General features: G+C 68.1%; 10 protein-coding genes. 7 read left to right on the top strand and 3 right to left on the bottom strand.

Annotated features, from left to right (window positions below; translation table 11 throughout):
- The first annotated feature begins 306 nt into the window (after positions 1-306).
- Both D187_RS01840 and D187_RS01835 read left to right on the top strand, forming a co-directional pair.
- Entirely contained in the window at positions 307-1,038 is a 732-nt protein-coding gene (locus D187_RS01840; RefSeq protein ID WP_043427757.1) for a hypothetical protein, read from the top strand.
- A 30-nt stretch (positions 1,039-1,068) separates the two neighbouring features.
- The gene (locus D187_RS01835) at positions 1,069-2,244 is read left to right on the top strand and encodes a tetratricopeptide repeat protein (protein WP_002627021.1); all 1,176 of its coding nucleotides are present in this window, start codon (positions 1,069-1,071) and stop codon (positions 2,242-2,244) included.
- Between the two features lie 8 nt (positions 2,245-2,252).
- Here the strand turns inward: D187_RS01835 and D187_RS01830 are convergent, their stop codons facing one another.
- Positions 2,253-3,809, bottom strand: coding sequence for a hypothetical protein (locus tag D187_RS01830; RefSeq protein ID WP_002627022.1), 1,557 nt, complete (start codon positions 3,807-3,809; stop codon positions 2,253-2,255).
- Between the two features lie 30 nt (positions 3,810-3,839).
- Positions 3,840-5,333, bottom strand: coding sequence for a MocR-like pyridoxine biosynthesis transcription factor PdxR (gene pdxR, locus D187_RS01825; protein ID WP_002627023.1), 1,494 nt, complete (start codon positions 5,331-5,333; stop codon positions 3,840-3,842).
- Positions 5,334-5,514: 181 nt separating this feature from the next.
- On the opposite strand from pdxR, the gene D187_RS01820 reads away from it, so the two are divergent.
- The 5 genes from D187_RS01820 (at position 5,515) to D187_RS01800 (ending at position 12,600) form a co-directional block, all read left to right on the top strand.
- Positions 5,515-6,180: an oxalate:formate antiporter gene (locus D187_RS01820; RefSeq protein WP_155893110.1), complete on the top strand. Its 666-nt coding sequence runs from the start codon at positions 5,515-5,517 to the stop codon at positions 6,178-6,180.
- 158 nt (positions 6,181-6,338) lie between these two features.
- The gene (locus tag D187_RS01815) at positions 6,339-8,771 is read left to right on the top strand and encodes an FG-GAP repeat domain-containing protein (protein WP_002627025.1); all 2,433 of its coding nucleotides are present in this window, start codon (positions 6,339-6,341) and stop codon (positions 8,769-8,771) included.
- A gap of 88 nt (positions 8,772-8,859) precedes the next feature.
- A complete protein-coding gene (locus D187_RS01810; RefSeq protein ID WP_002627026.1) occupies positions 8,860-9,918 on the top strand; it encodes an isopenicillin N synthase family dioxygenase in 1,059 nt (352 codons plus the stop codon).
- Positions 9,919-10,086: 168 nt separating this feature from the next.
- On the top strand, positions 10,087-10,644 hold the full coding sequence (locus D187_RS01805) for a GNAT family N-acetyltransferase (RefSeq protein WP_051256167.1): 558 nt from the start codon (positions 10,087-10,089) through the stop codon (positions 10,642-10,644).
- 270 nt (positions 10,645-10,914) lie between these two features.
- A complete protein-coding gene (locus D187_RS01800; RefSeq protein WP_162159609.1) occupies positions 10,915-12,600 on the top strand; it encodes a methyl-accepting chemotaxis protein in 1,686 nt (561 codons plus the stop codon).
- A 99-nt stretch (positions 12,601-12,699) separates the two neighbouring features.
- On the opposite strand, the gene D187_RS01795 is transcribed toward D187_RS01800, so the two are convergent.
- Positions 12,700-13,059, bottom strand: coding sequence for an EamA family transporter (locus D187_RS01795; protein WP_051256166.1), 360 nt, complete (start codon positions 13,057-13,059; stop codon positions 12,700-12,702).
- Between the last annotated feature and the right edge of the window lie 68 nt (positions 13,060-13,127).

Here is a 13,127-nt window from a genome sequence, read left to right as displayed (position 1 = left end):
CTGGCCCGCGTCCTACCTGTGCCGGACTCGTGCCTCGCGATCAGCCCACCGCTGCCCGCGCCACCTCGTCCCATGGATGGGCACCTTACCTCGCCCGTAGGTCCAGGTGGGATAACTTCTCTCGTGGGACTTTGAATCAAGCCTGTGGGGGAGCGGAACGAGTCCTTTGACACCTGTCTGGCGGCCCCATTTTCCAAGAATCGGGAATGATGCGAAGACGGTCCTGGCGGGGCAACTCCGCCGCCCCCGTGCCGACAATCCTGGCACGAGCAGTCGACTCGCCACGATTTCCAGGGGACACCAGGTATGGGCTTCGGATCCAATGTTCATGGCACTGGTCGCGGCGGGTCGCGCCCCGTTCACACCCCCCCGACCCAGAAGACTCCCGAGCACGGCCGTCCCGACGCGGCGCACACCCCCACCGTGCTGGCCGACAAGAAGGGCCAGCGCGAGCTGGGCGACACCAAGAGCAAGGACGTCTTCAAGCACACCTCGCACGACGGCACGCGGGTGACCGCGAACACCACCGGCTCCTACTTGAAGGTCGAGGGCGGCGCCAAGGTGCACCGCAGCCACGACGGGTTGGTTGCCGACTTGAAGTTGAAGATCGATGCCAACGCCATCAGGGCGGGCACGGAGGTGAGCCGCACCTTCACCGTCACGCACGGCGATGATCGCATCGACATGAAGGTGAAGCTGGGGGCAGAGACCAAGGTGGGCGCCGATGGCGAGCTCCGGCTCCGGCTCAATCTCACTCCGAAGAACCCGTCCTTCAACGCCGGGGGCGCGGGGTTCGCGGGCGCCCGGGGCACCCTGGCCGGCAGCATCAAGGTGGCCGTCAACGACAACAAGGTGCTGGGCAGCGACATCAAGATCAACATGGGCGTGGGCGTGGGGGCCGCGGCCTCCCTGGAAGGCTCGCTGACCCACTTCAAGGCCAGGGCGTTCGCGGCTGTCGGCGCGGGCGTCGGCATGGAGTTGGATGGCCGGGCGTACACGAGCAACATCGTTCGGGCCACCTGGGATCTCTCCCACTGAACCCCAGCGCCTTCTGGCCAGGAGTCCGAGATGGCATCCGATGCGGCAACCGAAGGGCTGCGTTGTCTGAAGGTGGGACGCTTGGAGGACGCGGTTCGCGCCTTCCGTCGAGGGCTACAGGCCCAGCCGGACGATGAGGCGTGTCTGCTGGGGCTCGCCCGGACCCATCTGGCCCAGGGCGATGCCGCCGGGGCCGAGCCCCCCCTGCGGCGTCTGGTCCAGTTGAGTCCGGAGCACCTGGAGGCCCACAGCCACCTCGCCGTCCTCCAGGCGTCCGCGGGAGAGGCGGCGGCCGGCGAGCGGCTCGAGGCCATCGCCGCCGAGCCCACGGCGGGCTTCTTCGAGCACTACAACCTGGGTCACTTCCTGCTGGAGCGAGGGGACGAGGCCGGCGCCGAGGCGGCCTTTCGGGCGGGACTCCAGCGCTGGCCCGACAATGCCTTCGCCCTGTTCGAGCTGGGCCGGCTGACCTTGCGCCAGGAGCGCATCGACGAGGCGATCGACCTCCTCGGCCGTGCCACGAAGCTCAGCTCCGACAAGCGCCTGCCCGTGCTGCTGCTGTCGCGGGCCCACACCCTGAAGGGCGAGCTGGGCCAGGCCCTCAATCTGGTGCGTCTGGCGTGCAAGCTGTCACCGGACGATCCCGTCCCTCATGAGGACTTCTACCGGCTGTGCATGCTCGCGGGGGACTTTCCGGCGGCGGCACAGAAGGCCATCGACCTGCGGCTGCGGGTGCCCGGGCATGCGGACTACCTGTACATGCACGGAGTGGCACTGCTGGCCAGCGCCGAGTTCGCCCAGGCGCGCGCGGTGCTGGAGGAACTCTGCCAGCAGGTCCCGGAGTCCCTCGAGGCCCGGCGAGCACTGGCCCAGGCCTGCGAGCAGCTCGAGGACCTGCCCGCCGCCCAGATGTTGCTGGAGGACGTGGTGCGGCAGGCGCCCACGGACGTGGACGCGGTGAACGACCTGGCCACCCTCTACTTCCGGATGAAGGGGGGAGCGGAGCGCGCCCGCGGCATCCTGGCGCGCGCCCTGGCCGTTCACCCCGAGCATCCCGGCCTCCACCTCAACCACGCCATCGCCCTGCTGGATAGCGACAAGGGGGCTGCCCAGCGGCACGCGAGCAAGGCCAGCACGAGCGCGGATCCCGAGGTGCGCGAGCAGGCCCAGGAACTGCTGCGACGGTTGGGCGCCCGGCCGAGCTGAGCCGACTCCTAAAGCGGCGGCGGATGAAAGCCGGTGTCCAGGCTGCCGTCTGGCAGAAGCTGAACGAGCTGGTGGAACGTCTTTCCGCCAGCCGAATCAGGCGCGAAGCGCTCGAGAAGCACGGTGCCGTTGGGCCTCACCGTGAGCTCGCGAATGCTCGAGATCTCTTGCGCGGCGAACGCTGAACGGAGTCGCTCGGCGACCGCCCTGTCGACCCGCCCGTTCGAGTCCAGGCGTGCCAGCACCACTGGAGTCCGTTCTTCGAACGCGTTCAAGATACCCACTCGGGCGACGAGGAGGCCTCCGTCCGCGAGCGCGCTCAGGTGGTTGGCTTCGAAGGGAAACTCCTCCCGCTGGAAGGTGTCGTCCAGGGTTCCGTCGGGGTTCAGACGCATCACCTCGGAACGAGCCTCACCCGTCACGAAAGCGGTGACGATCTTTCCGTCCGCCTGAACAGCCAGGGCTGTTGCCTGGCGCAACTCCTTCTCGCGCTGCATCCCCAAAAGCCGCTCATGAAAGACCTCATCGGGCTGCCCTTCCGCGCTGAAGGAGTAGACCGCCGGGAGGAGAGACTCCGCGTAGTTGGGATTGTCGGCGACGATGAAATGTCGCCCATCGGCACCGCTCACGCCGCGAATGGAATCGGCCACATCCAGCCCTGGCATCTCCCTCCATGAGGACAGGTCTGGCAGCCCCTCGGGAGTGATCCGCAGGATGGGGCTCCTGGACTTGGAATCCGCCTCACGACGGAAGCTTCCATACAGCAGCAGCCCGCCATCCGGCTGGAGCTGGACCTCCGCGACCAGGCCCTCGACGTGCTGCTCGGCCGGGAGCTTGGGGATGGACACCCGGCGGAGTTCTTCTCCCTCCGGGCTGACGATCAGGGCCAGCTCGTTCTCGCGATTCGGAGAGCTGGAGATCGTCCTTGCGCCCAGGAGGATTCTTCCATCCGTCTGAAGCCAGACGTCGCCTGGCTGCGCGGGCGTGGTGAGCCTCATGCAGCGGTCCTGTCCCTTGAAGGTGGGATCGATGCTCCCATCCGGCAGGAGCCGGGAGAGCTTCACGCCGTTATTCCACGTTCCTTCCTTGGAGATGAAGCCTTGGATGAGGATCTTGCCGTCGGGCTGGTACGTGACACCCAGGATTTCCGTGCGGAGCCCATGCTGGCCGGCTTCCCACAGGGACACCTCGCAGGGCGAGGCGAACGTGACCCTCTTCAGCTTGCCATAGAGGGTAGCCCCGGGCATGAACCACACGTCGAAGGACGGCACGTACACCGTGACGTCCAGGAAGGGGGCTCTTCGGGGCAGGGGCAGCACGGCCAGGATGATCAGGAGGATCCCAGGCACGAGCGCGCTGATGACCATCCTGCGTGCCTGGGACATGCGCATCAACCACACCGGCCAGGTGAGCACGAAGTAGTAGAGCGTATAGGAGAACAGGCCCGTTACCAGCCAACCTCCACCTCCCAACCGGTCGGTGCTTTGGTTGGAGTGGAGCACCACGCCAAGGGCCACGGGGATGGCGAGGACCAGCGGCCAGAACCACAGCAGACGTCTTCTCATGCCCTCGACTATAGCGGAGGGCCTCCAGTCCTAATGACTCGCCAGGGCGGGGAGCACCCAGGAGAGCCGCTCCAGGGCCTCCCACACGGCGTTGGGCGGATACGCCCCATACCCCAGCACGAGCGCCGGAGGCATTCGCCGGCGCATCGTGAACCGCGAGAGCGGGAACACGTCCACGTCGACCCGTGCCGCGGCCCGTGCGACCTCCTGGTCATCCCGTCCCCGCTCCAACCAACCCAGGACGTGACTCCCCGCATCGGGCACCTCCACTCCGAGGCGCGCTCCAAACAGTTGCCCCACCGCGGAGACCAGGTGGTCACGCCGTTCGAGCGTCGAGGCACGAAGCCGTCTCAGGTGACGCGCGAACCGACCGCTCTCGAGGAACTCCGCGAAGGCGAGCTGGGTGAGGTACGGCGAGTGACGATCCACGAGGACTCGCACCGCGGCGAAGGCCTCGACGAGCTGCTCGGGCACGATGACGTATCCAAGACGCAAGCCTGGAAGGAAGACCCGGCTGAAGGTGCCGACATAGAGCACCCGGTGTGACTCATCCAACGCGGCGAGCGCGGCCACGGGGCGGCCCTCGAACCGGTACTCGCTCTCGTAATCATCTTCCACGATCCAGCGCCGTCCCTCTCGCGCCCACGCCAGGAGCTCGAGACGCCGCGACAGCGAGAGCCGGACGCCCAGGGGAAATTGGTGCGACGGTGAGACGAACGCCACGGCCGCGTCCGGAGCGCGAGCCCGTCCCCTCCCCACGCACAGCCCCTCCTCATCCACGGGGACCGGCACCGCGCGGCCTCCATTGGCCAGGAGCGCGCCTCGGATGCCCGGGTAGCCGGGATCCTCGACCCACGCCGTCGCGCCGGGCTCGATGAGCACGCGGGCACAGAGATCGAAGCCCGCCTGGGAGCCCGCGGTCACGAAGACCTGGTCGACATGGGCGTGTACACTCCGCACGGCACAGACATGCTCGAGGATGGCCTCCCGAAGCCCGCGCGCTCCCTGCGGCTCGCCATAGACGAGATCCCGCCTCGTCGCGCGCCGGGCGGCACGTGCCACCGCCCGAGTCCAGTCTTCCAGTGGAAAGAGATCGAGCGGTGGAAGACCCGCCCGGAAGGGACGGGGGCCTCCGTCATACGACAGCAACGCGCCGCGGCCCGTGTGGAGCAGTTGGCGCGCACGGGAGGAGATCCTCGGAGGTTCTCGTTCCACCCGCCGCGCGGGCGCGTGTTCCGCCACGTTCATGCGCGCCTCGGGAGGAACGTCGACGACCCTCGGAGCACGGCGCTCCTCGAGCTCGACGTACCCCTCGTCAGCGAGCGCGTGGTACGCGGTGACGACGGTGATCCTCGCCACGCGCAGCTCGCTCGCGAGACGTCTCGCGGAGGGCAGCCTGGCGCCACCGGGAAGCTCGCCGCTGAGGATTCGTGCCCGGAGCTCTCCGACGATTTGCTTCCGCAGCGGTGCATCCCGCCGCAGCGTCACGAGTGGGTGTGAGACCTCGGCTCGAGCGTTTCGCATCTGGCCCCATGCTTCGTGCGGTTTCTGGCCCTATGGATGGGTCCAGGCAGGATGCTATCAGGGTGGCATGCAACACCTACCGGTCCGACACCGTGACTTCCTGACCTCCGCACTGAGTATCTGGCGGGCCCACCCCGGAATCCTGGGGGTCCTGGCGGGTGGCTCGTACCTCGGCCGGAACATGGACGAGTTCTCCGACCTGGACCTCATCCTCGTCGTCTCGGACGAGCTGCGGGCCACCATCGCGCGGGAGCGCATGGTGATTGCCCGCGCCGCGGGTCCCCTCCTCCAGGGATTCACGGGGGAGCACGTGGGCGAGCCCCGCCTGCTGATCTGCCTCTACGGCCCGCCGCTGCTCCATGTCGATCTGAAGTTCATCTCCGTCGCCGAGCTCGACTCCCGCATCGAGGACCCCGAGGTCCTCTTCGAGCGTGCTGGCATCATCACGGAGCGGTTGGGCTCGACGCGGGCGAGTCCTCTGGGGATGCCGTCGGCGCAGTGGATCGAAGATCGCTTCTGGGTGTGGATCCACTACGGCATCGACAAGCTCCGGCGCGGAGAGCTCTTCGAATGCCTGGACATGCTGGCGTTCCTGCGGGCCCAGGCCCTGGCGCCGCTGATCCAACTCATCGACGGTGGCGTGTGGCGCGGGGCGCGGCGGCTCGAGGCCTCACGCCATGCCTCGGCGCTCTCGCGGGTCTGTGCGCGCCACGACGCGGAGGAGTGTCGTCGCGCGCTGGCCGCCGCGGTCGAACTCTACACCGTGCTGCGCGGTCAGCTCCAGGAGTCGGACAGACCGCGCCACTCACCGGCGGAGCCTGTCGTCCGCGCCTACCTGGGAGCATAGGAGAACTGGGGGAGCTGTTGAGGGGGGCTGGTGGCTTGGGGGAACACGGGTGAGAGTGATAGGTTCGACGTGGCTCCCGCCAGGGTGAAGCCTTCGCGCGTGCGCGGGACCGCCACCCAGCGGGATACGCGCGCCACACCTCCCACGGTTTCCAGCCCATGCGTCGACTGTCCCTGCTCGCAATCCTGACCCTCCTCCTGGCCGCGTGTGCTGACACCGACACGCATGACTCCCCCGCGCGGGATGCGGGGGGCAACGGACCTGGCGCGGATGCCTCCACCGGAGACAGCGGAGCCGACGCGGGCGGCGAGGACCCGGACGCCGGAGTCAGCGGAGCCGACGCGGGCGGCGAGGACCCGGACGACGGTGGCACGCAGGAGCCCCCGCCGGACAGTGGAACCCACGATTCCGACGCGGGCCGTCCGGACAGCGGCGCGCCGGACGCCGGTCCGACGGACGCGGGAGTGCCGGACGCAGGGCTCACGTTCGAGGGAACGCCGGTGACGGCGCAGACGACCTGTGGACGCACCGCGCCGTTCTTCGCGACGTCGCAGTCGACGGGAGCGGGGCGGCCTCGGGCGGTGGCGCTCTCGGACCTGAACCGGGACGGAAGGCTGGACCTGGTCTTCGCGCGCTCCGGCCAGGTGGCCGTGCTTCTCGGAGAGGGCACCGGGAGGTTCACGGCCGCGGTGGCATACACCGTTCCGTTCAGCCCGTATGCGATTGCCGTGGCGGACTTCAATCGCGACGGCTCGGTGGATGTGGTCACCACCGGTAGCGAGTTGAACTCGGCCAGCCTGCTCCTCGGGCGGGGAGATGGCACCTTCGTCCTGGCGGAGACCCGGCCCCAGGGCCTGAGTGGCTACACGCTCCGGGCCGGGGACTTCAACGGGGACGGGATTCAGGACCTCATGGGGCCGTACGCGTCCGGCCTCGCGGTGGTGCTCGGCAAGGGGGATGGAACCTTCGCGGAGCCCCTGCTCACGAGCGTGAGCACGACGCCCCCGGCGTTCGACGTGGCCGACGTGAATGGGGATGGCATCCTGGACGTGGCCATCACCCTGTACTCCGAGGGCGGCTTCGCGGTCCTGCTCGGCAAGGGGGATGGGACGTTTCCCACCCGCCGTACGGGAGGCTGGACCCGGCACACCGACATCCGGCTGGCGGACTTCAACGCGGACTCGAAGCTCGACGTGCTGCTCGGGAACCTGAACGAGAGCCGGGCCATGGTCTACTTCGGCTCTGGCACGGGCACGTTCTCCTCGAGTCAGTACCTCCCCACCCAGACCTTCGTGGACGCGGTGAACGTGGCGGACGTCAACGGTGACGGCCGCGCCGATGCCATTGCCCTCAACGAACGAAACGGCGGCGCGGATGTGTATGTCTTCCTGGCGAAGACGGACGGCACCTTCGAGGAGCAGCTCCGGTACGTCACGGACGACGACTATGTCCAGACCGCCGTGGGCGACATCAACTCGGATGGAATGGTGGACGTCGTCATGTCCTCCCGGGACGCGAACACCTTCGGCGCGCTCTACGGAAACCGGGGTGGCCTCCTCGCGCCGCACCGGGCGTACATGGCCCGGGCCTCCCCCGCCACCTCGTCCATGCTGTCGGCGCTGGCCGTGGCGGACCTGAATGGGGACGGGCGGCTGGACGTGGCCGTCGCGGATGGGCTCAATGGAACCGTCAACCGACTCCACGGCCTGCCGGACGGTGGGTTCAGCACGCCGCTGGCGACCGTGGTGCGTGACAACCCCGCCGCCCTCGCGGTCGGCGACCTGGATGACAATCCCCTGCCGGACCTCGTCGTCGCCAACGCGGGGGATGACTCCATCACCGTCCTGCGCCAGGACGCCACGGGCGCTCCACTCCGGCAGACCTACTTCGTCGACGAGGTGCCCAACGGTGTCGCCCTGGCGGACCTGAACGGGGACGGCAGGCTGGACGTGGTCACCGCCAACCGGATTTCGGGAACGGTGACGGTCCTCTTGAACGATGGCACGGGCGGCCTTGGCACCATCCGTCACATCCCCGCGGCGAGCGGGGCCAACTCCGTGGCGCCGGGCGACTTCAACGGCGATGGCAGGGTGGACCTGGCCGTGGCGAATCGCGGCGCGAACTCCGTCATCATCCTGCGCAACGACGGGAGCGGTGGCCTCACCCACGTGCAGCGGGTGTTCACGCTGCGCCAGCCCCTGAATGTGAAGGCGGGCGACCTCAACAAGGATGGCTTTCTCGATCTGGCCGTCGCGGGCACCGGCGGCGTCCAGGTCCTCCTGGGCTCGGCGAGCGGGTTCCAGGCGCAGGCGATCCAGGCCCTCGGAGCGACGGCCTTCGAGTTGGCGCTGGCGGACCTGAACGGGGATGGTCGGCTGGACATCCTCGCGGCGACGCGCACCAGCGACTTCGTGAGCATCCTCGCCGGGCGGGGTGACGGCACCTTCGAGCGGCCGACGAACCACGGCGTCCTCGACAGCCCGGGCTCGCTGGCCGTGGCGGACGTGGATGGGGATGGGGCGCTGGACCTGTTCACCGCCTCCTTCCACGGGGACGTGCTCCAGGTGTCCCGCAACCAGGGCTGTCGCTGAGCACGCCGGGACGCCTGCTCCTTCTTCTCGGCGCTCGGCACGGAGTTTCCCCTTGATGAGCGGCGGTATGCCGCGGGGCGGGAGAGGTATGACTGAGATTGGAAGTGTGGATGAAGTCCCCGTCATCGATGTTCGCGCGCTCGTGGACGCGTCGTCGGGTGCCGCCGCGCGCCGCGCCGTCGCGGAGCGGCTCGGTGCCGCCTGTCGGGAGAGCGGCTTTTTCTACGTCGTCGGTCACGGTGTCGACGAGGCCCTCCAGACGCGCCTGGAGGCATTGAGCCGCCGCTTCTTCGCGCTGCCCGTGGAAGAGAAGATGGCCATCCGCATGGCTCTTGGCGGGTTGGCCTGGCGGGGCTACTTCCCCGTGGGAGGTGAGCTGACCTCGGGCCGTCCCGACCGCAAGGAGGGCCTCTATCTCGGGACCGAGCTCGGCCCCGACCATCCTCTCGTCCGGGCCGGCACGCCCCTGCATGGCCCCAACCTCTTCCCGAGTGAACCGTCCGGTCTGCGCGAGGCCGTGCTCGAGTACCTGGCCGCGCTCACCCGCCTGGGCCACTCGCTCATGAGCGGCATCGCGCTCAGCCTTGGCCTCGAGGAGGATTACTTCGCCGCGGGGGTCATGGCCGATCCGCTCGTGCTCTTCCGCATCTTCAACTACCCGCCTGGACCTGGCACCGCCGGGGATGGACAGCCCGCCTGGGGCGTCGGGGAGCACACGGACTATGGCGTGCTCACCATCCTCAAGCAGGACGAGGCCGGTGGCCTCCAGGTGAAGTCCCGTCTGGGCGGCGAGGTGCGCTGGGTGGATGCGCCACCCATCCCCGGCTCGTTCGTCTGCAACATCGGTGACATGCTCGACCGCATGACCCGGGGCGTGTACCGCTCCACGCCGCACCGGGTGCTCAACCGCTCTGGGCGCGACCGCTTGTCGCTGCCCTTCTTCTTCGACCCCGGCTGGACCGCCGAGGTCCGTTCCATCGACGCCCCGGCCCTTCGTGGCGTCACCACCGCCGAGGACTCCAGCGAGCGCTGGGACAGGCAGAGTGTCCACGCCTTTCGTGGCACCTACGGCGATTACCTGCTCGGCAAGGTGGGCAAGGTCTTCCCAGACCTCCGCTCCGAGGTCCTCTCGAAATCCGAGTCCTAGCGCGTCTGGCTTCAGGAGCGCGGGTGGAGCGCTCCCTGGCCGAGAACGGCTGCGAGCCGAGCAACCTACCCGAGTCGGCGGACGGGTAGTCTACGGGCCATGCTCAGCCCCACGCCTCCTGTCCGCCGTGCGACCCACGAAGACATACCCCAGCTCGTCCGGACGCTGGTGCGATCGTTCGATCGGGACCCGATCCTCCGCTGGTTCCTGCGCGAGGACGAGCGGCGTGTGTGGGCGCTGGAGATGTACTTCGAGATCACCCTGCGCGAGTTCACCCTGCCTCATGGAGAGGTATTGACCACCGAGGATGGTGCGGGGACCGCGCTCTGGGTTCCCCCGGGCCGGTGGAAGCTGGGGCTGAGCGAGCAGCTTTCGGCGTCATCCACCATTGTCCGCTGCGTTGGCCTGGGCAAGGTGGTGCGCACCCTGGGCGGGTTGAGACAGATGGAGAAGCACCATCCATCCCGGTCCCACTACTACCTGGCATTGCTCGGCGTGGAGCCCGAGCACCAGCGGCGAGGATATGCCTCCGCGCTGTTGCGGCCCGTGCTCGAGCGCTGTGACCGGGAAGGCGTGGGGGCCTACCTGGAGAGCACCACTCCGGAGAACACGGCCCGCTACCAGCACTTCGGCTTCAAGGTCGTCTCTCACCTGCAATTGGGACGCAGTGCTCCTCCCTACCCTGGCATGTGGAGAGAACCAACCACCTCTTCTTCACCGGGCTAGCTCCGCCACGACTCCATGCAAGCACTCAGGGCTCTGTCTCTTTTGTTCGTTTTTCGTCAAAGTCCTTCTCTCTCCGGGGCCGTGCTGGAGGGCGGGTAGCTCGCGCACCTGACGCTGTTCCCATCACGAGGGGCCCATGTGATGCTGGATTCAGATTGGGCAGGGGTTCCATGAAGGAGCCCCGGGCCGGTGCCGACAGCGTTGGTTGAGCTGCCTCCCTGGCCCCATGCGACAACCGCGGGGGGAAACACAGTGAAGTGGTTCCGCAACTTGAAGGTCGTCACGAAACTCACGCTCGGATTCGGGCTGATCACGGTGCTTGCCGTCTTCGTCGGCGTGCAGGGCCTGCGTGGCATGGCCCAGACAGACGAGAGCCTCCAAGAGATACACGAGCACCACGCGCTCGGTCTCGCGAAGCTGCTCGAGGCGGATGTACACATGCTCCACATGTCTCGCACCATTCGAAACGTGGTGCTGGACGTGGGGACGGAGCGGCTCTCGAATCGCACCGAGGAGCTCGAGAAGAGCCGGGAGCAGCTCGAGGAGGCGTTCGCGGCATACCGGCGGACGATCTACAGCTCGGATTCGGCCCAGCAGCTCAAGGCCGCGGAGGTGGACCGGCTCCTGACCCAGCTCCGGAGCGAGCAGCAGGATATCCTGCGACTCGCGGTGAGCGGGCGGCTGCCCGGGATGCTCACGACGAGCAAGGATCTCTACGTCGACGCGGGCGTGAAGGAGGTCCGGGCGGTCGAGAACCAGATCGAGGCGGCCATCAAGGAGCTCGAGGCGCACCAGTTCGCGGCGATGGAGCAGTTCTCGGCGCGGTCGACGAGTTCATACGCGGAGTTCAGGTGGTCCGTCATGGGCGTCATCTTCGCTGCCGTCGTTATCGCATTCGGGATCGGATTGCTCACGACGGTGGTGATCGCGGAGCAGCTCGGCGGGGAGCCGGGATACGCGGCGGAGATGGTGCACAGGGTGGCGGACGGAGACCTCTCCGTGAACGTGGAGACGAAGGGGAACGACAGGACGAGCCTCCTGTTCGCCCTGAAGGAAATGGTGAGGAAGCTCTCCGAGGCGATGGCGGAGGTGCGGATGGGAGCCGCCACGCTCAGCGCGGCCGCCACGCAGGTCTCGGCTTCCTCGCAGAGCCTTTCTCAAGGTAACGGCGAGCAGGCCAGCCGCGTGGAGCAGACCACCGCCAGCCTGGAGCAGATGACGGCCAGCATCACCCAGAACCGGGACCACAGCCGGCAGATGGCACAGATGGCCGTGAAGGGCGCCAGGGACGCCGGGGAGAGTGGCCAGGTGGTGAAGAAGACGGTGGAGGCGATGACCTCCATCGCGGAGAAGGTCTCCATCATCGAGGAGATCGCCTACCAGACGAACCTGCTGGCGCTCAACGCGGCGATCGAAGCGGCGAGGGCGGGAGCGCACGGCAAGGGCTTCGCGGTGGTGGCCACGGAGGTGCGCAAGTTGGCCGAGCGCAGCCGGACGGCGGCGAAGGAGATCAGCGAGCTGGCGACGAGCAGTGTGAAGGTGGCGACGCACTCGGGACATCTGTTGGAGGAACTGGTGCCCTCCATCCGCAAGACGGCGGACCTGGTGCAGGAGGTGGTGGCCGCCTCCAACGAGCAGGCCGACGGGGTGGTCCAGATGAACAAGGCCATGCGGCACGTGGACCAGGTGACGCAGCGCAACGCCTCGGCCTCCGAGGAGCTGGCCTCTACCGCCGAGGAGCTCTCCGCGCAGGCGGAGGTGCTCACCCAACTGGTGTCCTATTTCCGTGTGGAGGACCGCCACGAGCGCGGCGCTCGCATGCGGCCCCGTCCTGGAGTGGGGAGCGCCCCCCATGGGCGGACTCCACCCACGGCGCACGCGCTCAAGGCCGCGGTGAATGCCCATGGTCCCGTGGCTCCGGCTCCCCCTCCCGCCGACGAATCACCGATGACATGAATCACCAGGGCTCGCCCTGGGGCTTCATCCACGGTTCGATTCTTCCTTGGACGAGGATGCTTCGCCAAATGGCTACAGCCAGTGCCTCGCCTCCGGCCGTCAGCCCAGGGTCAGCAGTGCGCCGCAGACCATCATCCCCACGCCCATGACGAGCTTCCACGACATGGGCTCTCCCAGAAGACCCCACGCCAGGACGAGCGTGAGGGCCAGGCTGAGCTTGTCGAGGGGTGCCACCCGCGAGGCGGGGGCGAGCTGGAGCGCCCGAAAGTAGGCCAGCCAGGACAGGCCCGTGGCCACACCGGAGAGGGCGAGAAAGAGGAGCGTGCGAGCGTTGAGGGTGGGAAGGGCGGCCCCCTCTCCCCGGGCCAGCGCGATGCTCCAGGCGAAGACTAGCACCACCCCTCGGCGAGGAGGGTCTCCCGTGGGAGCGATGATGTTGCCGCTCTTTCGCGGTTCCACTCCTGCTGTGTCCGTTTCCAGGGCACAGGAGTTGGGGGCCGAGCCCGCCGGGTCCTGGCGATTGAAAC

The sequence above is a fragment of the Cystobacter fuscus DSM 2262 genome (assembly GCF_000335475.2).
Taxonomy (GTDB): Bacteria; Myxococcota; Myxococcia; order Myxococcales; family Myxococcaceae; genus Cystobacter; species Cystobacter fuscus.
Note: the sequence above shows the minus strand (reverse complement) of the source record. Positions and strands in the feature narration are given on the sequence as shown.